The organism is Brevundimonas sp. SL161, assembly GCF_049896985.1.
Lineage (GTDB): Bacteria > Pseudomonadota > Alphaproteobacteria > Caulobacterales > Caulobacteraceae > Brevundimonas.
This window is the reverse complement of sequence record NZ_JAFCVJ010000008.1, coordinates 25985-51252: the sequence shown is the minus strand read 5'-3', so window position 1 is coordinate 51252 and position 25268 is coordinate 25985. Positions and strand designations below refer to the sequence as shown.

Below are 25268 nucleotides of genomic sequence, written 5' to 3'. Positions count from 1 at the left end.
CTCTCCTTCAGGCCCGGCGGTCAGCCGAGTCGTTCGTCACGCGGAGGGTTAGCAGGGGCGGCTCTCCCCTGCAAAGACCGGCCGCCCAGTCGCTCCAGCAGTGCCATCAGAGGCGTCGCCGTGATCCCGTGGACGATGATCGACACCAGGATGATGAAGCCTGTGATCGCCCAGAGACGCTCCGAGTCTCCGAAATCCCCGTGGCTGAGGCCGTAGGCGAGGTAATAGACCGAACCCAGACCCCGGATGCCCAGCCAGGCGAGCATGACGCGATCACGCTTCAGCAGAGGCGATCCGATCAGCGACACGTAACCCACGACCGGCCGGACGATAAACAGAACCGCCAGGCCGATCAGGGCGTCGGTCCAGGTGAGGGCGTCCAGCAGGCCGTTGGCCAGGGCTCCCCCGAACAGAACCAGCACGAGCATCATCAGAAGCCGTTCGATCTGTTCGGCGAAGTCGTGCATCTCCTCGTGGAAATCGTCCTCACGCTCCGAGGCCCGGATCGTCAGGGCGCAGACGAAGACCGCGAGAAATCCGTAGCCGTGAACGATTTCGGTCGCCGCATAGGCGATGAAGGTGGCCCCTATCGCCACCAGTCCGTCGGCGTGGCGCGAGATGCCATTATTGTGGGCCTGGAAGATCAGCCAGCCCATCGCCTTGCCGACGGCCCAGCCCATGGCCGCCCCCGCGACCAGCTTCCAGGCGACATCGACTGCGGCCCATTGCGCCAGCCCCTGGCCTGTCCAGACCGCCGCCGCTGACAGCGAGACGAGAATGGCCAGATTTACGAACGGGAAGGCCAGGGCGTCGTTCAGCCCGGCCTCGGCGGTCAGGTTGAATCGGACCTCGTTCTCCTCGCCCGATTTCGGCGGTCCGGTCTGAACGTCGGACGCCAGGACGGGATCGGTCGGCGCCATCGCCGCCCCCAGCAGCAGCGACATCGCCAGGCTGAACCCCAGACCTGCGACCCCAAGCCAGGCCGTGGCCGCGATGGTCAGCGGCATGGCGATGGCGAGCAGCCGCCAGGTAGGTCCCCAGCCCTTCAGGCTGACCGGTCGATCCAGCTTCAAGCCCGCTCCCATCAGAGAGATGATGACGACCAGCTCCGTCAGCCGTTCGGTCAGGGTGTCCCACGTGCGCGGATCCGGATCGAAGGACATCACGTCCAGACTGAAGATCGCAACGCCCAGCCCGACGCAGATCATCGCCAGCGAGATGGGGAATCGGCTGAGCCCCTTTGGAGCCCAGGAGACGAGCAGAACCACCGCGCCAAGGCCCAGCAAAAAAAGGATATAGGGGTTGGGTTCCAGGGTTTCGTCTCCAGCGGTCCCGGGGGAATGCCGGCGCGTCCCGGTCGCGTCAGACCTTCGAGAAGATCAGCGTCCCGTTGGTGCCGCCGAAGCCGAAGCTGTTCGACATGACGTGCTTCAGCTCGCCGTCCTGGCGTTTGCGCAGGATCGGCATGCCCTCGAACTCAGGGTCGAGGTTTTCGATATGGGCGCTCTCGGCGGCGAAGCCGTGCTTCATCATCAGCAGGCAGTAGATGGCTTCCTGCGCACCTGCCGCGCCGAGCGAATGACCCGTCAGCGACTTGGTCGAGGAGATCATGGGCATCTGGTCGCCGAAGACATTGCGGACCGCCCCCATCTCCTTGGAGTCGCCCACCGGGGTCGAGGTGCCGTGCGGGTTGAGGTAGTCGATCTTCGGATTGCCGGCCATGTCGAGGGCGATCTTCATGCAGCGCTCCGCGCCCTCTCCCGACGGGGCGACCATGTCGTAGCCGTCGGAATTGGCGCCGTAGCCGGTGACCTCGGCATAGATGGTCGCGCCGCGGGCCACGGCCCGCTCATATTCTTCCAGCACGACGATGCCGGCCCCGCCGGCGATGACGAAGCCGTCGCGGTCCTTGTCATAGGCGCGGCTGGCGCGGCCCGGCGTTTCGTTGAAGTCGGACGACATGGCGCCCATGGCGTCGAACATGTTGGACATGGACCAGTCGATGTCCTCGACCCCGCCGGCGAAGACCACGTCCTGCTTGCCCCAGGCGATCTGTTCAGCGCCCGCGCCGATGCAGTGGGCGCTGGTCGCGCAGGCCGATGAGATCGAATAGTTGATCCCCTTCAGCTGGAACCAGGTGGCCAGGACGGCCGAGGGACCGGAAGCCATGGCCTTGGGCACGGCGAACGGGCCGATGCGCTTGGGCGCGCCCTTCTCGATCGTCGTCTGGGCCGCCTGCAGGATGACCTGGGTCGAGGGGCCGCCCTCGCCGACGATCAGGCCGATGCGCTCGGACTTGATCTCTTCCGGGGTCATGCCGGAATCCTTCAGCGCCTCCTCAAAGGCGATATGACCCCAGGCCGTGCCATTGGCCAGGAAGCGCGCCGCGCGACGGTCGACCAGCGGGGACCAGTCCTCGGCCGTCACGCCCAGCGACGGGGGCGCCCAGACCTGCGAGCGGAAGCCGTACTTGATGTGATCGGGGGCCGAGACCACGCCCGACCGGGCATTGCGCAGAGAGGCCGTGACCTCCTCCTGGCCCGTGCCGATGGAGGAGACGATGCCCAGACCCGTAACGACGACACGCCGCATAATGTTTCCTTTTGCCTTGTCCACGTTGGTCGCGGATTATGTCGATTAGCCGACTTCGGACGAGCCGCCGACCGGTTCGGAGGCGGTCTGACCCGCCCCGAACAGGCCCACGCGCATGTCCTTGGCCGTATAGATAGGCACACCGTCGGCTTCCATCACCCCATCGGCGATTCCCATCACCAGACGACGATTGATGACCCGCTTCAGGGTGATCTTGTAGGTGACCTTCTTCACGTCCGGCTGGACCTGGCCGGTGAACTTGACCTCACCGACGCCGAGCGCCCGACCCCGGCCGGGGCCGCCGATCCAACCCAGGTAGAAGCCGACCAACTGCCACATGGCGTCCAGACCGAGGCAGCCGGGCATGACCGGATCGCCGATGAAGTGGCACTGGAAGAACCACAGGTCCGGATGGATATCGAGTTCGGCCTCGATATAGCCCTTGCCATGCTCGCCGCCGTCGCCGCTGATCTCGGTGATCCGGTCGAACATCAGCATCGGCGGAGCCGGAAGCTGGGCGTTGCCCGGCCCGAAGAGCTCGCCCCGGCCAGAGGCCAGCAGGGCGGCGTGGTCGAACGACGAGGGGTATTTCGAGGCGGTCAAGGCGATTGCGACTCCGTGGTGTTGCGCCGAGGTTACACGAGGGGAGCGAAGGGCTCAACTGGTGACGGGGGCAAGCTTGGCTATTGGGCGAGGCTCTCCCTTCCCCTCGGGGAGGGTCGTCGCGCAGCGACGGGGTGGGGCGGCAGGGCGATGCGGATGCTGGGTTGCGGGGCTTTGCCTTGCCGCCCCCACCCGGTCTCCGCCTTCGGCTCCGACCACCCTCCCCCGAGGGGGAGGGAGAAGACTGGACGTGATTCATCGCTCTTCCGCTGTGAACGGGTCGGGGAAGCCGACGGAGCCCGGGCGGTCGCCCGGAACCGATATGGCCCCCTGCTTTCGCGTTACGGGGACCGGATGAGAATTTTCGGCTCGCGCCGGGGCTCCGTCGCGACCGGTTCACGCGAGCGGCCGGTGACGGGCTTCGTGCAGCCTGCCGGGGTGGTGTCTGTTCGACCCCCGGACCTTTGCGCCGCTTAAACCCAGTCCGACCTAAGCCCACGACGGGCGGAGGGTGTCAGGTCCCTCCGGGCTCCACGGTTTGTCACCCCGCAGACAGTCCTGCATCCGCGCCGGTTCGTGCCTCCACGGATCCAGGTCGTCGCCGGATCAGGGTCCTCGGCCGCGCGCAGCGATGCAGTTTCCCGCTCGATCGCGCCCCCTCGCACGTCCGGCTCCTGGGCCCAGGACGCCTTCCCCTCGCGACGGGACGGGAGAAGTGTACGCCCGGTTCGGAGGGCGCCTGCGATAAAGGCTCTAAAAAGTTTCGGCCATTGAAATCGTTGGGTGATTTCGGGCGTCCGTTGATGGGTATGAGGGTGTTTTGCCTCTCCCGGAGGGAGACGGAAGGGTCAGGGCGCTTCGCCCGCCGGGCGTGACGCGTCGCACAGGGGACGGGCGCCAGCGCCGAAGATCGACCCTTCCGCCACCCAGCCGCGCAGCTTGCGGGCGCGGACCTCGCACCAGCCGTCCTTGCAGTCGTCCAGGGCGACCACGGAGCGCGGTGAGAACCGGGCCTTCACGGCCGCGTCATCAGAGCGACCGGTGCGGATCGGGACCTCCTGCAGCGAGGCGTTGAAAGCTCCGCGTCGGGCCGAGACCACGCTGCGATGGACCCAGGCGACGGAGCCTTCAGGATCGCAGATCTTTCGCCATTCGCGCGTTTCGGCGATGACCTGCACCGGCAGGCCGGCGGCGCGATACTCCCAGAGAATACGGTAGTCGAGGCCCGGTCCCATGCGGGCGCGCACTTCCGAGGACTTCAGCGTCAGCCAGCGCGGCACCTCCAGCCCCGTCGGCGTCGGCCGCCCGTCGGGCATGGTGGCGCTCGCTCCGGCGAGGACCGCCAGACCCAGCAAGGCCGCCACGCCGCCGATGCGACGCGAGAGGCTTTGGAAGCGGCTGCGAGACTTGCTAGACCCGAACTTGCTAGTCACTGGCATCGACCCGGCGCACCCGGGCCTGCCCGTGTGGCGCCCGTGAATAACCCAAGGTCCCTATGTCCAGCCCCAGGCTTAAGGTCGTCTTAACCAGAAGATTGCCCGACGCAGTCGAGACGCGCATGCGCGAACTGTTCGACGCCGAACTGAACCTGAAGGACATCCCGATGGACCGGGCGGCGCTGGAGGCCGCCGTCCAGCGCGCCGACATCCTGGTTCCCACCATCACCGACGAGATCGACGCCGCCCTGATCGACGGCGCCGGCGCGCAGCTGAAAATGATCGCCAATTTCGGCGCCGGGGTGGATCACATCGACATCGACGCCGCCGTCGCGCGCCAGATCATCGTCACCAATACCCCGGGCGTCCTGACCGAGGACACCGCCGACCTCGCCATGGGTCTGATCCTCGCCGTCAGCCGCCGGATCGTGGAGGGCGCCGAGGTCGTGGCGGCCGGCAAGTTCGAGGGCTGGACCCCGACCTGGATGTGCGGACGCAAGCTGTGGGGCAAGCGGCTGGGGATCGTCGGCATGGGCCGGATCGGACAGGCCCTGGCCCGCCGGGCCCGGGCGTTCGGCATGCAGGTCCACTATCACAACAGGAAGCCTGTCTCGGAACGGATCGTCGAAGAGCTGGGCGCGACTTGGTGGGACGACCTGGACCAGATGCTGGCGCGAATGGACGTCATCTCGCTGAACTGCCCGGCAACGAGGGAGACGCACCACCTGCTGTCAGCCCGGCGGCTGGCGCTGCTGCCGCCGCACGCGATCCTGATCAACACGGCGCGGGGCGAACTGATCGACGAGGCGGCCCTGGCCGAGGCCGTGGCGCGCCGGGCGCTGTCGGGCGTCGGTCTGGACGTCTACGAGAATGAGCCGGTGATCCATCCGGGCCTGATCGGCCTGCCCAATGTCGTCCTGCTGCCGCACCTGGGTTCGGCGACGCTGGAGGCGCGTCAGGATATGGGCGACCGCGTGATCCTCAATGTGATGACCTACCAGAACGGCCACCGTCCCCCGGATCGTGTCATTCCCGCGATGCTCTGAGGCCGGAATCCGACGTGATCCGGCCGATACGGGCGCGGAAAAGGTCATTTCCGGGCGCCTGAAACAATCCGTAACGGATGTGGTTAGGTCCATCGGCGGGCGCTCTCGTCCCGCTCCATCAAGCGACAGAAACATGATCCGCAAGACAGTTCTTCTGGCCGGCGTGACCGCTGCTTTCCTGACCGCCGCCCCGGCCTTGGCCCAGGACGCCATGGCTCCGGCCGCGGCGCAGACCGCGCCGACCGCACAGGCCCAGGGCTCGCTCCAGCTGCAACCGGGTTCCAGCGTCACGGGCTCGGACGGCACGGTTCTCGGCATCCTCGAAGGTGTTCAAAGCAATGCCGCCGGCGAGCAGGAACTCACCGTTCGCGGCGCTGACGGCGATCTGCGCGGCGTCCCGCTGGGCGGCCTGACCCAACAAGGAGCCGATGTCGTGGTCGGCATCAGCTCGGCCGAGTTCAACACGGCTCCGGTGGTCGAAGAGGCTGCTCCGGCCGGCGAGACCAGGACTGAGCCTGCCGCCGGAGATCCGGCCACAAATCCGAGCCCGACCTCGGCGCCGGCTGAACCCAAGACGACCGACGACACCCGTGAGCCGGACGGCTCGACCCCGCCGACGCCCCAAGCCTAGGGTCTCGTCAGTCCAACGAAAAAGGGGCGGCCCGACGGGCCGCCCCTTCTTTGTTTCCGCTAACGGTGGATCAGCCGCGACGCTTGACCAGACCCAGCAGGAACAACAGCAGCACGGCGCCGCCGAATGCGACCAGCAGAGTCACCAGGTTGAAGCCGCCGACGGCCAGACCCAGCAGGTTGCCGGCGATGAAGCCGCCGAGCAGGGCGCCGATGACGCCCACGATCAGATTGGTGACGAGGCCGTGATTACGACCCATGACCTTTTCTGCGAGCCAGCCGGCGACGATGCCGATGACGATCCAGCCGATAATTCCGAGACCCATGGTTCCATTCCTTCCAAAGCTTAGGTGGCCTGAATAATGCGCTTCGGCGGCAGAGGTTGCCTGTCCATGATCGCGGGTTCCTCGACCCGCGTTCGCCATCGCTCGCCCGTCACGAGAACACGGCATGGTCGTTGCGGCAGTTCGGGCGAGCCGTGCCGCTTTGGCACAGCCCGCTAGACCAAGGGAACTGGGCAATGGCCACCGATATCGACCTTCACCTGGGGCGCCGCCTGCGCCGTCGTCGTCGCCTGCTGGGGCTGACGCAACAACAGCTAGCCGTCCAGGTCGGCATCCGCTTCCAGCAGATCCAGAAATACGAGTGCGGCGCGAACCGCATCTCGGCAGCGCGCCTGTGGCAGCTGTCCGAGGCGCTGGAGACGCCGATCAGCTATTTCTACGACGGCCTGGCCGAAGCCATGGAACGCAAGGAACAGGCCGGCGCCAACGGCGGAGAGATGTTTTCCCGCAAGGAAACCCTCGACCTGATCCAGGCCTACTACCAGCTGGGCGAGCGTCCGCGCCGCCGTCTGCTGGACCTGGCCAAGTCGCTGCACACAGAAGGCGAAGCCTCGCCTTCCTGATTTTTGAGGGCGCTACCGCTCGGCTCGCCCCCGGGTCCGATCTTCGATCGGCCGGAGGACAGGCTCCGCCTCGCTGCTTGAGCGCGGACTCGCGATTTGGATCGGAGTGTGTCTGGTGATGACGCGGGGGGGCGGCGTCTGTATGCCCTCCGCTCATGACCGAGTTTGAATCCTTCGCCGTCGAACTGGCCGCCGTGGCCGCCAGGGTGACCCTGCCCTTCTTTCGCGGCGACTACGCCGAGGAGAACAAGGCGGGCCCCGGCGCCTTTGATCCGGTCACCCAGGCGGACAAGGAGGCGGAGGCCGCCATCCGGCAACTGATCGCCAGCCGGTATCCCGACCACGGGGTCATCGGCGAGGAGTACGGAGAAGACCGGCCGGACGCGGAACACGTCTGGATCCTGGACCCCATCGACGGGACGCGCGCCTTCATCGCCGGCCTGCCATTGTGGACGACCCTGATTGCACTTTCGGTCGGTGGACGATCCACCGTCGGCGCCATCTCCCAGCCCTACATCGGCGAACTGTTCCTGGGCGGGCCTTCGGGCGCTGTCCTGATGAGCCGGGGCGAGACCCAACCGATCAAGGTCCGGGACTGCGCTAAACTGACCGATGCGGTCATCGCCACCACGGCGCCGGAGATCTTCACAGGGCCGGAACTGGGCGCCTGGACCCAGGTGATGGCGGCGGCCCGCCTGGCCCGCTACGGCTGCGACGCCTATGCCTACGCCATGCTGGCCATGGGCCGGATCGACATGGTGGCCGAGACCGGCCTGAAGCTGTGGGACTGGTCGGCCCTGATCCCGGTGGTCGAGGCGGCCGGGGGCCAAGTCACCGACTGGCGCGGCGGGCCGGTCAACGGCGACGGACGCATCATCGCGGTCGGCGACCCCCGGGTCCGCGAACAGGCCCTGGTGGCGTTCCGAAGGGGCGCTCAGTAGTCCGAACTTGTCTGCGAGATCAGAAGGGCAGCAGGTTGCGCTGGCGGCTGTAGGACATGGTGCCGACATTGGCGCCGAGACGCAGGCCCACGCCGGTACGGACCGGGGCCAGGACGATGCCGTCGGCGCGCTGATAGTTCACGCCCAGGCCGCCGATCAGATAGGCCGCGCCCTCAATGCCAGGATAGCGGCGATAGATCGCGTCGGGCGCGTAGAGGCCATAGACCAGGGTGAAGACCCGGCTGGCGTTGCCGCCGATGTCCCAGCCGATCGAGGTTCCCTGCCAGAACACGTCCTGCGAGGCGGAGTGGTCCTTCATATGCAGGGCGCCGCGGCCATAGCGCAGGCCGATCACGGCGGCGCCGGCGCCCTCTTCTCCGGCGATATAGGCGGTGGGGGCGTCGCCCTGGTCGCGGAAGATGCGTTCGATGGCGGAGCCCATGGCCTCGGCGGCGATGCCGAGTTCGCGCGAGCCGGCGGCGACCAGCTCGTCAGCCGTATAGGCCTGGGCATTGGCGTCCGAAGCGATCGGATAGTTCGGCTCGGTCGGCTGGCGCGGGCTGGTGGCGCAGGCGCCCAGCGCCGTCACGGAGGCGGCGGCGAAACCGGTCTGGATCAGGTGGCGGCGGTGCATGGCGGTGTCCCGAAAGAGGTGCGGCTCGTCCCCGCGAGCCTGTGACCAGCATCGCCGGGTTTTGCGTCAGCCTTGGGGCGACGAGGTTAACGAGAGGTTGCCGTTCGGGATCGCTATAGTGGGTCGATGGAATTGCCCCTGATCCCCGGCCGCGAATGCGGTCCCTGCGTCGAATGCTGCCGGTTCATTCCGCTGGACCTGCCCGAGCTGTCCAAGCCGACAGGGCGGCTTTGCGCCTATTGCGTCGACGGGGCCGGGTGTTCGGTCCATGCGGTGCGGCCGCAGACCTGTCGCACGTGGTTCTGCGTCTGGCGGGTCGTGGAGCTGTCGGACGACTGGCGGCCGGACCTCAGCGGCATCATCGTACGGCCGGACGGCCTGCTGACCGGCGAGATGACCCTGTATGTCGTGCGGCGGACAGAGTTTCTTCAGTCGAAACTGCTGTTCGACACCGTGGCGCAGTGGTTGTCGGAGGGGTTGAGGCTCGCGATCAGCGTGCCGGGACCGGTGGGGACGCTGCCGGTGCGGGCGGAGGTCACAGACTATCTGCTGCCGGCGGTGGCGGCCAGCGATGACGGGCTGTTCCAACGGCTGGTGCAGGCGTGCCTGGACAGTCTGGACCGGCATGAATTCGAGGCGGACGGGATCGAAGAGCGGTACGCCGTCACCTGATCCCTCTCCCTCCCGGAGAGGGCCCCTAGTGTTTGTCGGTCTTGCCGGTCAGCCAGTCCATCAGGGCCAGAAGCACCCCGGAGGTGACGAAGGTCAGGTGAATGATGACGCCCCACATGGCCTCGACCTGATTGATCTCTCCGCCCTCGGCGAAATGCATGAAGAACTTCAGCAGCTGGATGCCCGAGATCGCCACGATCGAGGCGATCAGCTTCATCTTCAGGCCCGAGAAATCGACGGTGCCCATCCATGGCGGCCGATCCGTCTCACCGTCCAGATCCAGCTTGGAGACGAAGTTCTCGTAGCCCGAGAACATCACGATCAGCAGCAGATTGCCGGCCAATGACAGGTCCACCAGCGACAAGACGGCCAGGATGACGTCGTTGGAGCTCATGCCGGGTCCGCCCGCGAAGGCCTGGGGCAGATAGTAGAAGAGCTCGCGCACGAAGACGACGAGCAGCATCAGAAGCGCTGCCGCCAGACCGACGTAGAAGGGCGCCATCAGCCAGCGCGAGCGGAACAGCAGGCGTTCGAACGCTGTCTCGAGTTTCGGCTTGGGCATGCGGTCCCCCTCAGTCCCGTCCGTTCTGGCCGAAAGGGCGCGAAGGGATCAAGGGCTAGCTTCGAAGCGTCGCACCCAGCTTGCCGGCCGCCGCGACGACCCTGGCCGACAGAGCCTCGATTTCGACGTCGGTCAAGGTGGCCTCGCGGGGCTGGACGACGACTTCGAGCGCCACCGACCTGGAGCCTTCCGGCACGCCTGCTCCGCGATAGACGTCGAACACCCGGACCTCGGCGATCAGGGCCTTGTCAGCGCCCTGGACGGCGCGGACGAGATCGCCCGCGGCCTTGTCGTCCTCGACCACGAAGGCGAAGTCGCGGGTCAGGGGCATGAGGTTGGGCAGGTCGGCGTTGCCGCGGGCCTTGGTCGCGCCGGCTTTCGACCGGGGCTCGGGCACGGCGTCGAGCACGATCTCGAACGCCAGGATCAGGCCGTCGGCGTCGAGCGCCTTCAGCACGCGCGGGTGGACGGCGCCGAACTCGGCGACGACGGTCTTCGGACCCAGCTGAAGCCGGGCGGAGCGGCCCGGATGCCACCAGTCGCGGTTCGATCCTTGCGCCAGTTGCAGCGAGGCGGTCGGGGCGCCGACGGCGTCGAGCACGGCCATCAGATCGGCCTTCAGCGCGAACAGGGCGTCGTCGCCCGAGCCGGCCCAGTGACGGGCGGCGCGCGGGCTGATCAGGCCGGCGATGACGGTGCGCTGGTCGTTCGGCTGGTCGCCGAGGTAGATCGGGCCGATCTCGAACAGGGCGACATCGCCGTGTCCGCGCGCGGCGTTGCGGGCGGCGGCCTGGATCAGGTTGGGCAGGGCCGAGGGCCGCATGCAGTCGAGGTCCGAGGCGATCGGATTATCGACGATCAGCCTTTCGTCGCCGCCGCCGAACAGGGCGGCGGTCTCCCGGCTGGTGAAGGACCATGTGACGGCTTCCGAATAGCCGAGCGAGGCCAGGGCGCGGCGGGCGATGCGGACGCGGGCCTGACGCGGGTTGAGCACGCCTTTGGACGGCGCGCCCTGATCCGGCAGGGGCGTGTTGGGCAGGTGCTGGAAGCCATGGATGCGGGCGACCTCCTCGACCAGGTCGGCCTTGCCCTCGACGTCGCGACGCCAGGACGGCGGGGTGACGATCCAGGGCTGGGCGGAACCGGCGGGGGCGGCCTGCACGAGGAAGCCGAGCTGGCCCAGGATGGCGCCGATGCGGTCGTCCTCAAGCTCCATGCCCGAGAGCTGTTTCACATAGGCGGGGTCGAAGGCGAACGGCAGCGGATTGGCCGGATGCTCGCCGGCCAGCACGATCTCCGACGGCTCGCCGCCGCAGAGGTCGAGGATCAGGCGGGTGGCCAGTTCGATGCCGGGCACGACCGAGGCCGGGTCGACGCCGCGCGCGAACCGGTACTGGGCGTCGGAGGAGATGGTCAGGGTCCGGCCGGTCTGGGCCGTCACGATGGGGTCGAACCAGGCGCTTTCGAGGAAGACGTCGGTCGTCTCGTCGGAACAGCCCGTGCTTTCGCCGCCCATGACGCCGCCGAGGCCGATGGGGCGTTCGCCGCCCGCGTCGGCGACGACGCACATGGTCGGGTCGACGGTGTAGGTCTTGCCGTCGAGGGCGATCAGATGCTCGTGCTCACCCCCCTTCTGGCTCGGCGTCGCGGCCGGGATCTGGCCGGCGCGGACGACGATCCCGGAGCCGACCAGCCTGGCCACGTCATAGACATGCAGCGGCCGGGCACGGTCATAGGCGATCAGGTTGGTGACATCGACCAGACGGTTGATCGAGCGCAGGCCGATGGCGGTCAGCCGGGTCTGGAGCCAGGCCGGCGACGGGCCGTTCTGCACGCCCCGGATGACGCGGCCGGCGAAGACCGGGCACATCTCCGGCGCGTCGAGCCGCACCGAGATCGGCGAGGGGAAGGCGCCGCGCACCGTGGCGACGTCATAGTGTTTCAGCGTGCCGACCCCGGCGGCGGCCAGGTCGCGGGCGATTCCGGCCACGCCCAGCCAGTCGGGGCGATTGGGGGTCACCTCGAAGTCGATGACCGGCTCGGCGCCGAACAATTTGGCGACGGGCGTGCCGATGGGGATCTCGGGCGGCAGTTCCTGGATGCCGTCGCTTTCCTCGGACAGGTTCAGTTCGGAGGCCGAGCACAGCATGCCGTTGGACACCACGCCGCGGACCGGCTTCTCGACCAGGGTGACGCCGAGCCCGGGCACCCAGGCGCCGATGGGAGCATAGATGGTGGTGAGGCCTGCCCGCGCGTTCGGAGCGCCGCAGACGATTTCCTTCATGCCGTCGATGGTCTCGACCTGGCAGACCTGGAGCCGGTCCGCGTTCGGGTGCCGGGTCGCCGAGACGATCTTCGCCACCGTGAACGGGGCCAGGGCGGCCGCCGGGTCGGCGACATGCTCGACCTCCAGCCCGGCCATGGTCATGGCCTCGGCGATCGCGTGGACCTCGGCGTCGGTTTCCAGATGGTCCTTGAGCCAGGACAGGGTGAATTTCACGGGATCAGGCTTTCCTGGAAGTCGAAGTAAAGGCGGGCGTCAGCCGACGGCCTTGATGGCGAGGATTTCGCTGAGGATCTGTTCATTGCCGGTGAAGCCCAGGGCGTGGAACTCACAGTTCTGGAAGATGCAGTTGATCACCGGGATCGCCCCGATGGCCATGTTGCGCACCGGGCGCAGGACCAGGTTGCCGATGTCGCCCTTGGACTCGCCGAAATTCACCGCGTCGAAGGTCGTGCCTGGAAGGATCAGCATGATCGCCGGGCCCTCGATGCGGCAGCCCGTGAAGCTGATGCCCTCGATCATCGAACGGCCGTGGCGAAGGTGGAAGGCGAACAGGTCGTAGAGGGCCATGTCCTCGTTGACGAAGGCGCGCTTGCCGAGGTCATCGGTAATGTTCAACGGGCGACCGAGGCCGGTCATCGGCAGGCCTCGCGCGGGATCGATGAAACTCATTGGCCGGACTCCTGAAGGCTGGACAGGCTGGGCACGCCGGCGGCGAACATCTCGCGGAACGCCTCGTGACCGACGAAGCCGACATAGAGGAAGCGGCAGCGCACGAAACGGCAGTCCGCCACGCCGATGGCGCCGGTGACCAGGTCTCCAACCGGCGCCAGCAGCAGGTTCTGCGGGCTCGCGGCCGCGCCCATATGGCAGTCCTCGAAGATCACGTCGCCGGCCGGCAACATGACCGCCGGACCCTCGATCAGGCATTCGGTGAAGGTCTTGCCGCGGATCGCGTCATGACCGGCGTTCAGATGCTCGACCGAGAGGCGCGGCAGCCAGATCGATTCGCCCTCGAACGCGGTGCGGGTCACGTCGGGCGACGGGGCGGCTGCGGTGGACGGGTTGATGTCGGTCATGATGTCAGCTCAGGCCGGAGGCCGGGTTGGGGGCGGCGAAGGCGGAGAAGCCATAGTGGGCCAGCCAGCGGATGTCGGCCTCGAACATCGGCCGCAGGTCGGGCACGCCGTACTTCAGCATGGCCATGCGATCGACGCCCATGCCGAAGGCGAAGCCCTGCCACTCGTCCGGGTCGATGCCGCATGACCGCAGGACGTTGGGATGCACCACCCCGCAGCCGAGGATCTCCAGCCAGTCGTCGCCTTCGTTGAGCACCAGCTTGCCGCCGGAACGGTCGCAGCGGATGTCCATCTCGGCCGAGGGCTCGGTGAAGGGGAAGTGGTGCGGGCGGAAGCGGGCGTCGACGCCGTCCAGTTCGAAGAACCGCGCCACAAAGGTCTCCAGCGTCGTCTTGAGGTGACCCATGTGGATGTCCTTACCGATCACCAGCCCCTCGATCTGGTGGAACATCGGGGTGTGGGTGGCGTCGGAGTCCTTACGGAAGGTGCGGCCGGGCGCGATGATGCGGATCGGCGGCGTCTGCGACATCATCGTCCGCACCTGGACCGGCGAGGTGTGGGTGCGCAGGACCTTGCGCTCGCCCGTCTCCGGGTCGGGCTTCAGGAAGAAGGTGTCGTGCATCTCCCGCGCCGGGTGTTTGGGCGGGAAATTCAGGGCCGTGAAGTTGTGGAAGTCGTCCTCGATGTCCGGGCCTTCGGCGACGGCGAACCCCATCTCGGCGAACAGGGCGATCATCTCGTCCATGACCTGCATGGTCGGATGGACCCCGCCCTTGCGGCGCGGACGGGCCGGCAGGGTCAGGTCAATGTGTTCCGACTTGAGGCGGGCGTCGAGTTCGGCGGCTTCGAGTTCGGCCTTCTTTTCAGCGATGGCGGAGGAGACCCGGTCGCGCAGGCCGTTGATCATCGGCCCCTGTTCGCGGCGCTCGTCGGGGCTCATGGCGCCCATGCCCTTCAGCAGGCCCGAGATGGTCCCGGTCTTGCCGAGAGCCGCGACGCGCACGGCCTCGACCTCGGTGACGGTGGTCGCGGAGCCGATGGCGTTGATCAGTTCAAGTTCGAGGACGGCGAGAGGCGTTGAAGAGTCTGGCATGGTGCGGATCGTCTAGCGGCTGGGGGCGAAAGCAAAAAGCCCCCCGGCGCGAACCGGAGGGCTTTTGATCGTTCCGGCGGACCGGATCAGTCCTACTTCAGGGCTTCGCGCACCTTGGCGGCGATGTCCGAGAAGCCGACGCCGTCCATGGCGATCGCGGCGAGGACCTTGCGGTCCAGCTCGATGCCGGCCTTCGACAGGCCGTGGATGAACTGCGAGTAGGTGAAGCCTTCCTGACGGGCGGCGGCGTTGATGCGCTGGATCCACAGGGCGCGGAAGTTGCGCTTGTTGATGCGGCGGTCGCGGTAGGCGTATTGCCCGGCGCGATCAACGGCGGCCTTGGCCGTGCGGATGGTGTTCTTGCGGCGTCCCGAAAAGCCCTTGGCCTGTTCGAGAACCTTCTTGTGACGGGCGTGCGATACGACGCCCCTTTTTACGCGAGCCATGATGTGTCTTTCTTCGGAAGGGCCCTAACGCTCGCGACGCGGTCGCTTGCTGCTTGAGGGCCCGAATTCAAATTCAATGCGGTGAGATCGGGTCTGATGTGCCGCCTACGCTTACGCGTACGGCATGTAGGACTTGATCTTCTTAGCGTCGGCGTCGGCCATGACCTTGGTGCCGCGGTTCTGGCGGATGTATTTGGAGTTGTGGCTGATCAAGCGGTGACGCTTGCCCGCAACCCCGGACTTCACCTTGCCCGTCGCAGTGAAAGAGAAGCGCTTCTTGGCGCCCGACTTCGTCTTAAGTTTCGGCATTTTCCACTCTCTTTTGGGGCTACCGTCCGGTCGGGCTACTTGAGCCCGAGGGTGGATGGTGGCCGGGATTAGGAACCGCCCAGGCATGCCTGTTAGCCCGGCGGTTCGTTACGCGAAGGCGCGGCTAGTAGGGGAACCGGCGCTCAAAGGCAAGCGGAGTCTACTCCGCGGGGACGCCGGCCGTCGTCGGGCCCCGCCGCAAGGCCCGCCCCGCGTTGATGGCGATGATCGCCGCCGGGACCGTCAGGGCCGCGCCGACCAGGAAGGGCCAGTTGTGGCCGAGGCCCGAAAACAGGGCGCCGGCGACGAGCGGGCCGAAAATGCGGGCGATCGAGCCCGTGGCCATGTTCAGCCCCAGCATGGAGCCCTGACGGTCCGGCGGGGTCGCGCGCGAGATCATGGCCGAGATGTTCGGCATCGCCATCGACATGCCGCAAGCGCCCAGCGCCATGATGATCGGGATGCTCCAGCCCTGGACGACCGGCAGGGTGAAGAGGCCGAAGTCGAGGGTGAAGGCCGGGAACCAGGCGACGGGGGCGATAGCCTGCAGCACCAGCGAGCCGCCGAACAGCAACATCCCCGTGGCCAGCACTCGGGTCTCGCCGAACCGTTTGGCCAGCTTGCCCGTGAACAGGCCCTGGTTCAGGGCCGAGACGATGCCGACAATCATGAAGCTGAGACCCACCTCGCGGGGGCCCCAGGCGTAGCGGTCCTCGGCCCACAGGCCGAACACGCTCTCCATCGCCGAGAAGCCGGCCATGTAGATCAGGGTCACAAGCAGGACGCGCGACACGACGGGATCGGCCCGCGCATCATGCAGTCCGGACATGAAGCCGGGACGGGGCACGGCCGGATCAGCCCTGGCGCGGCTCTCCTTCAGGAACACGATCACGCCGACGGCGGCGAGCGCGGCCAGGGCCGAGGCGACGAAGATCGGCAGTTGGTAGCCGATATGCCCCAGCCGCGGCTGGGTCAGGATGCCGCCGAGGCCCGGCCCCACGATAAAGCCCATGCCGAAGGCCGCGCCGATCATCCCCATACGGCCGGCCCGCTCGGCCGGCGGGGTCACGTCGGCCACATAGCCCTGCACCGTAGAGACGTTGCCGGCCCCCAGCCCTGTGAACAGCCGCACCGCCACCGCCAGCCAGATGTTCGGCACGAAGGCGAGGGCCAGATAGCCGACCGCGTTGGACACAAGCGTGATCAAAAGGACGGGCTTCCTTCCGATCCGATCCGACAGCCGGCCCCAGAAGGGCTCGGCGAAGAAATGACCCAGGGAATAGGCCGAGAACATCACCGTGATCTGCCACGGCTCGGCGTTCAGGCTCTGGGCGAAGAAGGGCAGCAGCGGCACCACCAGGCCGAACCCGACCAGGTTGATGAAGACGATCAGGAACAGCATCGCCAGCGCCGGAGCCTTGGCTTTCGGGGCGGGATCGGCGGGCGAAGAGGACATGAGGCGTTACTAGGCGGGCCGTCCCCCGGCGTCGATGCCCCGGTCAGTGGGCGGGGTTGTGGGTTTCGAGGAAACGAACCGTCTCCGTCAGCATCCGTCGCCGGGTGGCGGCGCGCGAGAGCCAGTGATCCTCGCCGGTCAGTTCGACGAACTCGTAGGGTTTGCCGGCCCTTTGCAACGCCTCCGCCAGGAAGCGGCTTTGCTCGATCGGCACCACAGTGTCGTCGCGCCCGTGCAACAGCAGGATCGGGGCGTCCGCGCGGGCCGCCTGGGCGGCGGGGGAGATCGCATCCAGATCGCGGTCGCCGAGCCGGTCCGCTCCCATGAAGCGGTTCCAGTAGCGCACCACCGGAGAGTCGCGCCGACCGCCCTGATCGGCCTCCCACTGCACCATGCGACGCAGGTCCGAGACCCCCGCGACGGAGACGGCGCAACGGTAGACTCCGGGGTCGAGCGTGGGGCCGGCCATGGCCGCATAGCCGCCATAGCTGGCGCCGACGATGCAGACGCGGGCCGGATCAACCCAGCCCTGGGCCGCCAGCCAGCGGACGCCGTCGGACAGGTCGGTCTGCATCTTGCGGCCCCATTCGCCATAGCCCGCCTCCAGATGGGCCTTGCCCAGGCCGTCCGAGCCGCGGAAATTGGGCTGCAGCACGGCATAGCCGCGCGACGCCAGGGCCTGAGCCCACCAGTCGAAACCGAGGTTGTCGCGAGCCGCCGGCCCTCCGTGCGGAAGCACCACGAGAGGCAAGTTTGCCGGCTCGGTCACCCCGGGCGGCAGGGTCAGGTATCCCGGGATCTCCATCCCGTCGGCTGCGGGGTAGTGGACCGCCATGATCCTGCCGACCCGGTCGCCCTGGATATCAGGATAGGCTTCCCCGACCATCTCGGCGCTGCGGCGGTCGAGATCGACGAGTTGCCAGGTGCCGGAATCGCCGTCGCCCTGGGTGAAGACGATGATCTGGCGAAGGTCCGCCGACCAGGAGCGCAGCGAGACCTGTTTCCCCGGGAAGGCCGCTTCGACCGAACGCCAGACTCCTTCCGCCGCTGGGTCCGTAAACCGCCGGATCGTCCGGTCGCCCTCGCCCTCGATCGCGGCGCCGATCAGCAGTCGGCTGAGCGGATGGTGGATCAGGCCGGTCACCCGGCCCTCAAACGGCAGGGGCGATATCTCGCCGCTCTGAAGGTTGACGCTGTAATAGCCCTCCGGCCTGCCGTCGATTTCGCCGGCCAGGACGACCTCGTCGGCAGTCTGGCCGAATCCGGCCAGACCCGGCGTGTCGATGCGCGCATCGGCGCGCCAGACGGTGCGCCAGAAACCTCCGAGACGGGCCTGCAGCTCCCATTCGTCGCCGTCGTAACGGAAGCGCGCCCGCATTTCCCCGCTCTGGTCGAGCAGATAGCTGCCCGCCTGGGCCTGTTCGTGCACCTCCCGGCCCGCGCCGGTCGTCAGGTCGATCCGATAGAGGCCGAGCCCCCGGTAGCCCGTGCCCGCCACGGTCAGGGTCGGTTCGCCGTCGATGGTACGCACGATCGGTCCGCCGGCGACCTTGCCCAGCGTGCCCTCGGTACGGTTGAGCGTCCCGGTCGGGCCGTAGATGCGGTTCAGCGCCATGACGACGTTGCGGGTCGGAATATCATAGAGCGAGAGGTCGGCGAACTCGGCCCGGCGTATCCCCAGGCTGGCCGCGACCTGGGTGGCGGTGCTGTAGATATAGACGTCGTCCTCGCCGACCCAGCCGACGTCGCGCACCTTCACCTCGCCGGCGCGGACGCCGCCGATCAGCGACATGTCGTTGAGGTCGTTGATGATCAGGCTGCGGTCTTCCCCGGTCGTGGCGACATAGGCCATGCGGTCACCGCTGGCGGACACCTCGACCAGATCATAGGCCGGAAGGGCGCCGTAGGCCTCGATCGGGGCCGTGTCCTGGGCCTGGGCCGACACGGGAGGGACGAGACACATAAACAGACCGGCGAGACCGCCGCGCCAACGATTGCAGACCGACATCGAACCCCCGCAAGTTGCAGCCTCCCAACCCTACGACCGTGCGCCGCCGCCGCAACTTGAAATTCGAGATCCCCGGCGTGCACAGCCACCCCCAATCTTATTCAATCCGCCCACGATCAGATTTCTTTGAAACTGCTGCAAAAAATTCAAGAACGGCAAAGCCTGCATTAAGGCGCGGCCCCTATCAGCGGCTCCGCAAGGAGTGTGCATGGCCCGTATCGGCGATTTCGTGGACGCAGTGGAGCCGGTCTCGCCAGAGACGCCGGGCTCGGTGGTGTTCGACCGGTTCCAGAACGAACCCAATACCCTGGCCATCGCGGTCGTCGATCCGGAGGGCCGACCGCTCGGCCTGATCGAACGCAACGCCTTCACCCTGAAGATGGCCGCCGAGTTCGGGCGCGCCCTCTATGCCCGCCGGCCCGTGTCCGGCCTGATGGACGCTAATCCCCCCCTGGCCGAGGCCGGAGCCAGCGCCGAGACCTTCTTCCATACCGTCGACGCCGCCGAACTGAACATGCTGTTGCGCGGCTTCATCGTGGTCGAGAACGGTCTATATGTCGGCGTCGGCGCGGGGGTGCAGATCCTTCAGGCCGGGGCGGCCCTGTACCGGACCAAGGCAGAGGAGATGGGACTGCTGGCCCGGAACCTGGCGGTCGCCGAGGCCGAGGCCCGGGCCTCCAGCCGCGCCAAGTCCGAGTTCCTGGCGGTGATGAGTCACGAGATCCGCACGCCGCTGAACGGAGTTCTGGGCGTGGCCGGCCTCCTCCAGCGCAAGCTGGAGCAGGAAGAACTGCGCCCCTATGTGGAGACCATCCTGGATTCCGGCCAGACGCTGCTGAGGCTGCTGACCGACGCACTGGACATGTCTCGGGCCTCGGCCGGCATCCTGACAGTCGATCCCGCGCCCCTCCGTATCGACGGCGTCGGCGCCGATGTAGAGTCAGTGTGGCGGCCGCGCGCGGAGGAAAGGGGGCTGATCCTGACCGTCGGTTGCGACACCGACGGCGCCGACTGGGTCATGGCCGACGCGATGCGGATCAAGCAGTTGCTCAACAACCTGATCGGCAATGCACTGAAATTCACTCAGGTCGGCGAGGTCGTCGTGTCACTCGCCTCGCGCCGGATCGCTGGAGCCATACGGCTCGACGCGATCGTCGACGACAGCGGCCCGGGCGTGCCGGACGATGCGGCCGCGACCATCTTCGAGCCCTTCAACACCGGTCAGGCCGGGCGCGAGGGCGCCGGCGCCGGGCTGGGCCTGGCCATCTGTCGCCAGATCGTCGAGCGGATGGGTGGGACGATCGGCCTGACCCGTTCGCCCCAGGGCGGGGCGCGGTTCCGGTTCTCGCTCGACCTTCCCGACTGCGGGCCCGAGACGCGCGCCGTCGCCGAGGTCGTGGCGGAGCCGACGCCGCACGAGACCCTGCATGTGCTGGTCACAGACGACAACGCCACCAACCGGTTCGTCGCCACCCGCCTGCTGGAGATGTTCGGCTGCACCCACGAGACGGCCGAGAACGGCGCCGAGGCGCTGGAGGCGGCGTCGCTGCGGCCGTTCGACCTGATCCTGATGGACATCAAGATGCCGGTGATGGACGGCGTCACCGCTACCCGGGCCATCCGCCGCCTGCCCGGCGCCGCCGGGCACACGCCGATCCTGGCCCTGACCGCCAACGCCGATCCCCGCGACGAGGCCGACTATGTCGCGGCCGGCTTGAACGGCGTCGCCCAGAAGCCCATCCAGCCGGACACCCTGCTGAACGCCATCCGCCTGGCGCTGGGGTCGACTGTCGTCGAGGCGGAAGCGGCCTAATCCGCCGGGTTGTTCGCCTGCAGGAAGTCCACCGTTTCGGTCAGCATGCGCTGGCGGGTGTCGCCGCGCGAAAGCCAGTGGTCCTCGCCTTCAAGCTCGACGAACTCGACCGGCTTGCCGGCGCGGCGCAGAGCGGTGGCCATGATCCGGCTCTGGTCGATGGGGACGACGGAATCGTCGCGACCATGCAGCAGCAGGATCGGCGCACCCGCCTGTTCCGCCAGCTTCACCGGCGAACGCTCGTCCAGCGACCTGTCGCCCAGACGGTCGGCGCCCATGAACCGGTTCCAGTAGCGCACGGTGACGTTCTCGCGCCTCGCGCCGTCCGACGCCTCTTCCTCGACCATGCGGCGCAGATCGGAAATCCCGGCCACGGAGACGGCGCACCGATAGATGTCCTGCTGAACGGTCACGCCCGCGAGCGCCGCATAGCCGCCGTAGCTGGCGCCGACGATACAGACGCGCTGCGGATCGATGAGGTCCTGTTCCGCAAGATAGCGGACGCCGTCTGACAGGTCGGTCTGCATCTTGCGACCCCACTCGCCATAGCCGGCCTCCATAAAGGCATCGCCATAGCCGGTCGAGCCCCGGAAATTGGCCTGAAGCACGGCATAGCCGCGGGACGCCAGGGCCTGGCCCCACCAATCGAACCCGACGATGTCACGAGACGCCGGACCACCATGGGCCAGAACCACCAGCGGCAGGCCGCGCGCATCCTCGCGCCCCGGCGGCAGGGTCAGGAAGCCGTGAATCTGCAGTCCATCGCCAGCGGCATAGGTGATGCTGCGCATCGGGGCGACCTGATCCGGCGTAATCGCGGCATAGGCGCCGCCGGCCGGGGTGACCGGGCCGCATCGAGATCGAGCAGGTGGTAGGAACCGGAATCGTGCGGACCGCTGGTGAAGACCACAGCCTTTCTGAGGTCGTCGCTCCAGCTGACCAGCTCAGGCGAACGGCCTGCGAATGCCCGCGCCCCCGTCTCCCACAGCTGCCGGGCCTGGGGGTCGGCGAAGAACTCGGCGTCCTCGCGGCCAGGCTGGCTCAGGTCGGGCCGTTCCGCGGCGAGGATGACACTGTCGCCGCTGAGTCCCAGCCCCATCAGATTGGGCTGATCGATCGGCGCCGTTGTGTCCCAGGTCTTCCGGAAGGAGCCGCCCTGACGCAGATAGAGGCTCCAGGTCTGGGAGCGCGGTTCGTATTCGCTGCGGGCGATCGACTCGCCGTCGGCGCCCATGATGTAGGCGGTGACGGCGACGCCCATGACCTCGGCCAGCCGGGCGCGGCCCGTCGCCAGATCGATGCTGAAGAGGTCGGTTCGCTCCGGGTTCTCGAACGAGAAGGCGCGGACGAGAACCTGGGATCCCCCGGCTGCGTCGATGACGTCTGGGGTGCTGAACAGGGCCGGGAACAGGCCGCGCGAGTTGGCCAGCATGGCCACGATCCGGTTGGCTCCGGGGTCGTATATCTGGCCGGAGAACAGTTCGGCGTTGAACAGGCCAAGCTGAGGCACGGTCTCGGTCTTGGAGGTGGTGATCAGGACCCGCTCTTCGCCGATCCATGCCAGATCGCGGACCTTGGCCTGGCCGACATCCACGCCGCCAATCTGGGCGCGAGTTTCAAGGTCAAGCAGGACGAGCACACGCTGTTCGCCCGACACGGTGACGAAAGCCAGCCGGCGGCCGGACGGCGACACTTGCACCAGCTCGAGCGACGGCAGGGCGCCATAGGCCGCGAGCGGAGCGGGCGGCGCCTGGGCCGCCACGGGGCTCGGCGCGAAGGCGGTCAGGGCGGCGGCGAGGAAGGCCGCAAGGGCCGCATGGAAAACAGGACGCACCATGATGAGACCACCTACGCAGGAAAGACGGCCATCATCCCACGCCGGGGCGCAATCACAAGTGGTTAAGGCGACACTGCCGACCGAAAGCGCGAACCCCCTGAGACCAAACGCAAAACGCCCCGGACGATGCCGGGGCGTTGGAAGCTGTAGTGACGCCGGCGCCTACTTCGGCGCCAGGATCATGATCATCTGGCGGCCTTCCATACGCGGCGCGTATTCGACCTTGGCGATCTCGTCGAAGTCGGCCTGGACCTTGTTGAGCAGCTTCATGCCCAGTTCCGGGTGAGCCATTTCGCGACCGCGGAAGCGCAGGGTCACCTTGACCTTGTCGCCCTCGTCGAAGAAGCGCGTCATGGCCTTGGTCTTCACTTCGTAGTCGTGGACGTCGATGTTGGGGCGGAGCTTGATCTCTTTCAGCTCGACGACCTTCTGGCGCTTGCGGGCCTCGGCCTTCTTCTTCTGCTCCTGGAAGCGGAACTTGCCGTAGTCGAGAATCTTGGCGACGGGCGGCTCCGACGTCGAGACGATCTGAACCAGATCCATGCCCGCCTCTTCGGCGGCCTCCAGCGCGGCGGAGGTCGGCATGACCCCCTGTTTCTCGCCGTTCTGATCAATGAGCAGAACGCGCGGGGCGCGGATATCGTGGTTCATGGGCGGGCCGTCCTTGGTGGGCGGCTGGTTCATCGGACGGCGAATGAGCGTCGTTTCCTTGTGTTTCTGAAAGCGCAGTGATGTCGCAGAGGACAGCGCACGGCATACCGCCGCGTTCCCTCACGAAGCCTATATGACCGCGAACGGCCCACGCTTCAAGCCGTGGCAGGGTCCGATGCGCCGATCCAGGTGTCGTGCAGCGCGAGGACGGCCTCGAAGACACGCTGGGTCGTCAGGGCTTCGATCGGCGCGAACTCGCCCCGGACCGGGTTGGAGGCCGCGATGGCGGTGCGGGGACCGCGTGGCCCGTACAGCCACCATTCGGTCGGCCCGAACAGCCCCAGCGTCGGCTTTCCGGCGGCGGCGGCCACATGCATGAGGCCGGAATCATTGCCGATGAACAGGGCCGCCCGGTCGATGGCGGCGGCCGAGGCCAGGATATCGCCCTTGCAGACGAAGTCGATGGCGAGGGGGCCGGCGGCTTCAAGCGCGGGGGTCGCGGGCGGCCGGTCGCCGGGTCCGCCGACGGGCATGAAGCGCCAGCCGGCGAAGCGGGGCTCGGCCTTCAGCATTTCCACCAGCTCACCCCAGCGATCGGCGGGCCAGCTCTTGCCCGGCTGGTGGGCAATGGGGGCCAAAGCGATGATGGGTCCGGGCGCGGTGGCCAGCTGTGGGTCGATCACGGCCGCCGCCTCGGCCAGGGCCTGGTCGTCGATGAACAGCTCCGGCTCCAGCGGCCGGTCCGACCCCATCAGCCGCGAGATCATCTCGACCTTGGGCAGGCCCGTCTCCCAGCGGCGGTTGTAGACGATGCGGCGATCGGCGTTCAGCAGGTAGGACAGGGCCGAGCCGCGAATGTCGATGACGAGGGCCCAGTGGGTCCCGATGACCTGACGCCACAGATCGAACCAGTGTCCGGCGGCCTTCTTCTTGTCCAGAACGATGACCCGTTCAACGCCCGGCGCCGAGCGGAAGAAGGGGGCCGGCGGGCGACCGCAGGCGACGGTGATCTCCGCGCCCGGGACCTGCCGCGCGATCTCGCGCAGGATTCCCGACGAGATGATGCAGTCGCCGATGCGGTTGGAGGTGACAAACAGGACCTTTGGCATCCGCGCGTTATCGGCGGCTGGGCTGGAAGATCAAGGTCGCTACTGTTTCGTTTGCTTAAACTCGCCCACAGTCGGCGAAGTCGGATCGTCCAATTCCATGGCGATCGAACGTCGGATTTCAGCGAGCGCCCCTGCCGCATCCTGCTCGTCCCCGGCCTCCAGCAAGGCATCCGCAACGTGACGTGCCATGTCGGCGATCATCACGCCCCATGCTGTCGCTTCCCTGAACCCGCTATCGCGATAAGTCCCAACATTCAGGACCCAGTGAAGACCCTGCTGTGCGACCCAGACACGCGCCATCTCCACGGCCTTAGGGTCAGCCAGGGCCGCCGGTGGAATTCCAATTGCCTTCATCGCCCGCTCCTATGACACCTGAGCGGATCATTCCGGAGGATCGATGTCGACCCTAGAACGCCTGGACCGCCCCGACGGCGAGACCCTGGCCTGGCGCCGCATCGCGGGCTTCGGTCCGACCGTGGTCTGGATCGGCGGGTTCCGCTCCGACATGGAGGGGACCAAGGCCTTGGCGCTGGAGGCGGCGGCGAAGGCGCGAGGGTGGTCCTACGTCCGGTATGACCATTTCGCCCACGGTCAGTCCTCGGGCGACTGGCGTCAGGCCACGATCGGACGCTGGCGCGAGGATGCGATCGCCCTGATCGACGCTCTGGAAGGGCCGGTCCTACCGGTCGGATCGTCGATGGGCGGCTGGGTTGCGCTTCTATTGGCGCTGGCCCGGCCTAAGCGGATGCAGGGCCTGGCCCTGATCAACCCGGCCCAGGATTTCACTGAACGGCTCATGTGGCCGTCCCTGCCAGACCATGTGCGCCAGTCGATCCTCAGGGACGGCGAGGCGCTGATCGTCGAGGAGGGCGCCCCTGGACAAGGATTGGGCGAATACGTCCTGACGCGGCGGATGTTCGAGGAGGCGCGGGACTGGATGTTGCTGGATGCGGCCATTCCGATCGCGGCGCCGGTGCACATTCTTCAGGGGCGGGCTGACGAGACCGTGCCTGAGTCCCATGCCCTGGCTCTGGTCGAGCGTCTAAGCGGCGGCGATGTCCGGCTGGATCTGGTCGAGGGTGGCGATCACCGCCTGTCGACGCCGCGCGATCTGGCGCGGCTGGTCGAGGCGGTGGAGGGCCTTAGACGCCTTTAGGTCG

27 protein-coding genes are annotated in these 25268 nt (G+C 67.4%); 7 read left to right on the top strand and 20 right to left on the bottom strand.

Features of this window, described 5'->3' with window-relative positions:
* Nucleotides 1-20: 20 nt before the first annotated feature.
* The 4 genes from ACP7AU_RS07955 to ACP7AU_RS07940 form a co-directional block, all read right to left on the bottom strand.
* Entirely contained in the window at nucleotides 21-1268 is a 1248-nt protein-coding gene (locus ACP7AU_RS07955; protein ID WP_426051064.1) for a cation:proton antiporter, read from the bottom strand.
* Nucleotides 1269-1362: 94 nt separating this feature from the next.
* On the bottom strand, nucleotides 1363-2592 hold the full coding sequence (gene fabB / locus ACP7AU_RS07950) for a beta-ketoacyl-ACP synthase I (RefSeq protein ID WP_426051063.1): 1230 nt from the start codon (nucleotides 2590-2592) through the stop codon (nucleotides 1363-1365).
* A gap of 45 nt (nucleotides 2593-2637) precedes the next feature.
* Nucleotides 2638-3195, bottom strand: a complete 558-nt coding sequence (gene fabA / locus ACP7AU_RS07945; RefSeq protein WP_426037838.1) for a 3-hydroxyacyl-[acyl-carrier-protein] dehydratase FabA — start codon at nucleotides 3193-3195, stop codon at nucleotides 2638-2640.
* 848 nt (nucleotides 3196-4043) lie between these two features.
* Nucleotides 4044-4628 (bottom strand): SH3 domain-containing protein, encoded by a 585-nt coding sequence (locus tag ACP7AU_RS07940; protein ID WP_426037836.1) that lies wholly within the window; start codon nucleotides 4626-4628, stop codon nucleotides 4044-4046.
* Nucleotides 4629-4690: 62 nt separating this feature from the next.
* On the opposite strand from ACP7AU_RS07940, the gene ACP7AU_RS07935 reads away from it, so the two are divergent.
* The gene (locus ACP7AU_RS07935; protein ID WP_426051062.1) at nucleotides 4691-5677 is read left to right on the top strand and encodes a 2-hydroxyacid dehydrogenase; all 987 of its coding nucleotides are present in this window, start codon (nucleotides 4691-4693) and stop codon (nucleotides 5675-5677) included.
* 133 nt (nucleotides 5678-5810) lie between these two features.
* Entirely contained in the window at nucleotides 5811-6308 is a 498-nt protein-coding gene (locus ACP7AU_RS07930) for a superoxide dismutase (RefSeq protein WP_426051061.1), read from the top strand.
* Between the two features lie 70 nt (nucleotides 6309-6378).
* On the opposite strand, the gene ACP7AU_RS07925 is transcribed toward ACP7AU_RS07930, so the two are convergent.
* The gene (locus ACP7AU_RS07925) at nucleotides 6379-6633 is read right to left on the bottom strand and encodes a GlsB/YeaQ/YmgE family stress response membrane protein (protein ID WP_426037830.1); all 255 of its coding nucleotides are present in this window, start codon (nucleotides 6631-6633) and stop codon (nucleotides 6379-6381) included.
* A gap of 194 nt (nucleotides 6634-6827) precedes the next feature.
* Between ACP7AU_RS07925 and ACP7AU_RS07920 the strand changes: the two genes are divergently transcribed.
* Together ACP7AU_RS07920 and hisN are read left to right on the top strand one after the other, a co-directional pair.
* Nucleotides 6828-7214 (top strand): helix-turn-helix domain-containing protein, encoded by a 387-nt coding sequence (locus tag ACP7AU_RS07920; protein ID WP_426037828.1) that lies wholly within the window; start codon nucleotides 6828-6830, stop codon nucleotides 7212-7214.
* Between the two features lie 155 nt (nucleotides 7215-7369).
* The gene (hisN, locus tag ACP7AU_RS07915) at nucleotides 7370-8155 is read left to right on the top strand and encodes a histidinol-phosphatase (protein WP_426051060.1); all 786 of its coding nucleotides are present in this window, start codon (nucleotides 7370-7372) and stop codon (nucleotides 8153-8155) included.
* A 19-nt stretch (nucleotides 8156-8174) separates the two neighbouring features.
* Here hisN and ACP7AU_RS07910 read toward each other — a convergent pair whose 3' ends face one another.
* Nucleotides 8175-8789 carry a DUF1134 domain-containing protein gene (locus tag ACP7AU_RS07910; protein ID WP_426051059.1) on the bottom strand — a complete coding sequence of 205 codons (615 nt, stop codon included), beginning with the start codon at nucleotides 8787-8789 and terminating at the stop codon, nucleotides 8175-8177.
* 126 nt (nucleotides 8790-8915) lie between these two features.
* On the opposite strand from ACP7AU_RS07910, the gene ACP7AU_RS07905 reads away from it, so the two are divergent.
* A complete protein-coding gene (locus ACP7AU_RS07905; protein ID WP_426051058.1) occupies nucleotides 8916-9461 on the top strand; it encodes a hypothetical protein in 546 nt (181 codons plus the stop codon).
* Nucleotides 9462-9486: 25 nt separating this feature from the next.
* Here the strand turns inward: ACP7AU_RS07905 and ACP7AU_RS07900 are convergent, their stop codons facing one another.
* From ACP7AU_RS07900 to ACP7AU_RS07860, 9 genes are all read right to left on the bottom strand, one after another.
* Complete coding sequence (locus ACP7AU_RS07900; RefSeq protein WP_426037820.1) at nucleotides 9487-10023, bottom strand: TIGR00645 family protein; 537 nt, start codon at nucleotides 10021-10023, stop codon at nucleotides 9487-9489.
* Between the two features lie 55 nt (nucleotides 10024-10078).
* Nucleotides 10079-12523 (bottom strand): phenylalanine--tRNA ligase subunit beta, encoded by a 2445-nt coding sequence (pheT, locus tag ACP7AU_RS07895; RefSeq protein ID WP_426051057.1) that lies wholly within the window; start codon nucleotides 12521-12523, stop codon nucleotides 10079-10081.
* 39 nt (nucleotides 12524-12562) lie between these two features.
* Nucleotides 12563-12979, bottom strand: a complete 417-nt coding sequence (locus ACP7AU_RS07890) for a hypothetical protein (RefSeq protein ID WP_426051056.1) — start codon at nucleotides 12977-12979, stop codon at nucleotides 12563-12565.
* Nucleotides 12976-13386, bottom strand: a complete 411-nt coding sequence (locus ACP7AU_RS07885) for a hypothetical protein (protein ID WP_426051055.1) — start codon at nucleotides 13384-13386, stop codon at nucleotides 12976-12978. The genes ACP7AU_RS07890 and ACP7AU_RS07885 overlap by 4 nt, the downstream gene beginning before the upstream one ends.
* Before the next feature lie 4 nt (nucleotides 13387-13390).
* Nucleotides 13391-14479 (bottom strand): phenylalanine--tRNA ligase subunit alpha, encoded by a 1089-nt coding sequence (gene pheS / locus ACP7AU_RS07880; protein ID WP_426051054.1) that lies wholly within the window; start codon nucleotides 14477-14479, stop codon nucleotides 13391-13393.
* 92 nt (nucleotides 14480-14571) lie between these two features.
* Nucleotides 14572-14925, bottom strand: a complete 354-nt coding sequence (gene rplT / locus ACP7AU_RS07875; protein WP_303696636.1) for a 50S ribosomal protein L20 — start codon at nucleotides 14923-14925, stop codon at nucleotides 14572-14574.
* 111 nt (nucleotides 14926-15036) lie between these two features.
* A complete protein-coding gene (rpmI, locus tag ACP7AU_RS07870) occupies nucleotides 15037-15234 on the bottom strand; it encodes a 50S ribosomal protein L35 (protein WP_131250811.1) in 198 nt (65 codons plus the stop codon).
* Between the two features lie 160 nt (nucleotides 15235-15394).
* Nucleotides 15395-16690 (bottom strand): MFS transporter, encoded by a 1296-nt coding sequence (locus tag ACP7AU_RS07865; protein ID WP_426051053.1) that lies wholly within the window; start codon nucleotides 16688-16690, stop codon nucleotides 15395-15397.
* A gap of 43 nt (nucleotides 16691-16733) precedes the next feature.
* Nucleotides 16734-18698: an alpha/beta hydrolase family protein gene (locus ACP7AU_RS07860; RefSeq protein WP_426051052.1), complete on the bottom strand. Its 1965-nt coding sequence runs from the start codon at nucleotides 18696-18698 to the stop codon at nucleotides 16734-16736.
* A 208-nt stretch (nucleotides 18699-18906) separates the two neighbouring features.
* Here ACP7AU_RS07860 and ACP7AU_RS07855 point away from each other — a divergent pair, with 208 nt between their 5' ends.
* A complete protein-coding gene (locus tag ACP7AU_RS07855; protein WP_426051051.1) occupies nucleotides 18907-20511 on the top strand; it encodes an ATP-binding protein in 1605 nt (534 codons plus the stop codon).
* Here the strand turns inward: ACP7AU_RS07855 and ACP7AU_RS07850 are convergent.
* The 5 genes from ACP7AU_RS07850 to ACP7AU_RS07830 all read right to left on the bottom strand — a co-directional run bounded on the left by ACP7AU_RS07850 (nucleotide 20508) and on the right by ACP7AU_RS07830 (nucleotide 24462).
* On the bottom strand, nucleotides 20508-21302 hold the full coding sequence (locus ACP7AU_RS07850) for an alpha/beta hydrolase family protein (RefSeq protein WP_426037804.1): 795 nt from the start codon (nucleotides 21300-21302) through the stop codon (nucleotides 20508-20510). The genes ACP7AU_RS07855 and ACP7AU_RS07850 overlap by 4 nt on opposite strands.
* The gene (locus ACP7AU_RS07845) at nucleotides 21248-22348 is read right to left on the bottom strand and encodes a hypothetical protein (protein WP_426051050.1); all 1101 of its coding nucleotides are present in this window, start codon (nucleotides 22346-22348) and stop codon (nucleotides 21248-21250) included. Before ACP7AU_RS07845 ends, ACP7AU_RS07850 begins: the two co-directional genes overlap by 55 nt.
* 162 nt (nucleotides 22349-22510) lie before the next feature.
* A complete protein-coding gene (gene infC / locus ACP7AU_RS07840; RefSeq protein ID WP_303696632.1) occupies nucleotides 22511-23032 on the bottom strand; it encodes a translation initiation factor IF-3 in 522 nt (173 codons plus the stop codon).
* 122 nt (nucleotides 23033-23154) lie between these two features.
* Nucleotides 23155-24108: a glycosyltransferase family 9 protein gene (locus ACP7AU_RS07835; RefSeq protein ID WP_426037800.1), complete on the bottom strand. Its 954-nt coding sequence runs from the start codon at nucleotides 24106-24108 to the stop codon at nucleotides 23155-23157.
* A gap of 39 nt (nucleotides 24109-24147) precedes the next feature.
* On the bottom strand, nucleotides 24148-24462 hold the full coding sequence (locus ACP7AU_RS07830; RefSeq protein ID WP_426037798.1) for a DUF5076 domain-containing protein: 315 nt from the start codon (nucleotides 24460-24462) through the stop codon (nucleotides 24148-24150).
* A gap of 43 nt (nucleotides 24463-24505) precedes the next feature.
* Here ACP7AU_RS07830 and ACP7AU_RS07825 point away from each other — a divergent pair, with 43 nt between their 5' ends.
* Nucleotides 24506-25264 carry an alpha/beta fold hydrolase gene (locus ACP7AU_RS07825; protein WP_426037796.1) on the top strand — a complete coding sequence of 253 codons (759 nt, stop codon included), beginning with the start codon at nucleotides 24506-24508 and terminating at the stop codon, nucleotides 25262-25264.
* Nucleotides 25265-25268: the final 4 nt, after the last annotated feature.

Coding starts and splice junctions, on each gene's coding strand:
- fabB (WP_426051063.1), bottom strand. CDS start 2,592: ATGCGGCGTGTCGTCGTTACGGGTCTGGGCATCGTCTCCTCCATCGGC.
- ACP7AU_RS07935 (WP_426051062.1), top strand. CDS start 4,691: ATGTCCAGCCCCAGGCTTAAGGTCGTCTTAACCAGAAGATTGCCCGAC.
- ACP7AU_RS07930 (WP_426051061.1), top strand. CDS start 5,811: ATGATCCGCAAGACAGTTCTTCTGGCCGGCGTGACCGCTGCTTTCCTG.
- ACP7AU_RS07925 (WP_426037830.1), bottom strand. CDS start 6,633: ATGGGTCTCGGAATTATCGGCTGGATCGTCATCGGCATCGTCGCCGGC.
- ACP7AU_RS07920 (WP_426037828.1), top strand. CDS start 6,828: ATGGCCACCGATATCGACCTTCACCTGGGGCGCCGCCTGCGCCGTCGT.
- hisN (WP_426051060.1), top strand. CDS start 7,370: ATGACCGAGTTTGAATCCTTCGCCGTCGAACTGGCCGCCGTGGCCGCC.
- ACP7AU_RS07910 (WP_426051059.1), bottom strand. CDS start 8,789: ATGCACCGCCGCCACCTGATCCAGACCGGTTTCGCCGCCGCCTCCGTG.
- ACP7AU_RS07905 (WP_426051058.1), top strand. CDS start 8,916: ATGGAATTGCCCCTGATCCCCGGCCGCGAATGCGGTCCCTGCGTCGAA.
- ACP7AU_RS07900 (WP_426037820.1), bottom strand. CDS start 10,023: ATGCCCAAGCCGAAACTCGAGACAGCGTTCGAACGCCTGCTGTTCCGC.
- ACP7AU_RS07890 (WP_426051056.1), bottom strand. CDS start 12,979: ATGAGTTTCATCGATCCCGCGCGAGGCCTGCCGATGACCGGCCTCGGT.
- ACP7AU_RS07885 (WP_426051055.1), bottom strand. CDS start 13,386: ATGACCGACATCAACCCGTCCACCGCAGCCGCCCCGTCGCCCGACGTG.
- pheS (WP_426051054.1), bottom strand. CDS start 14,479: ATGCCAGACTCTTCAACGCCTCTCGCCGTCCTCGAACTTGAACTGATC.
- rplT (WP_303696636.1), bottom strand. CDS start 14,925: ATGGCTCGCGTAAAAAGGGGCGTCGTATCGCACGCCCGTCACAAGAAG.
- rpmI (WP_131250811.1), bottom strand. CDS start 15,234: ATGCCGAAACTTAAGACGAAGTCGGGCGCCAAGAAGCGCTTCTCTTTC.
- ACP7AU_RS07865 (WP_426051053.1), bottom strand. CDS start 16,690: ATGTCCTCTTCGCCCGCCGATCCCGCCCCGAAAGCCAAGGCTCCGGCG.
- ACP7AU_RS07860 (WP_426051052.1), bottom strand. CDS start 18,698: ATGTCGGTCTGCAATCGTTGGCGCGGCGGTCTCGCCGGTCTGTTTATG.
- ACP7AU_RS07855 (WP_426051051.1), top strand. CDS start 18,907: ATGGCCCGTATCGGCGATTTCGTGGACGCAGTGGAGCCGGTCTCGCCA.
- ACP7AU_RS07850 (WP_426037804.1), bottom strand. CDS start 21,302: ATGCGCAGCATCACCTATGCCGCTGGCGATGGACTGCAGATTCACGGC.
- ACP7AU_RS07845 (WP_426051050.1), bottom strand. CDS start 22,348: ATGGTGCGTCCTGTTTTCCATGCGGCCCTTGCGGCCTTCCTCGCCGCC.
- infC (WP_303696632.1), bottom strand. CDS start 23,032: ATGAACCAGCCGCCCACCAAGGACGGCCCGCCCATGAACCACGATATC.
- ACP7AU_RS07835 (WP_426037800.1), bottom strand. CDS start 24,108: ATGCCAAAGGTCCTGTTTGTCACCTCCAACCGCATCGGCGACTGCATC.
- ACP7AU_RS07830 (WP_426037798.1), bottom strand. CDS start 24,462: ATGAAGGCAATTGGAATTCCACCGGCGGCCCTGGCTGACCCTAAGGCC.
- ACP7AU_RS07825 (WP_426037796.1), top strand. CDS start 24,506: ATGTCGACCCTAGAACGCCTGGACCGCCCCGACGGCGAGACCCTGGCC.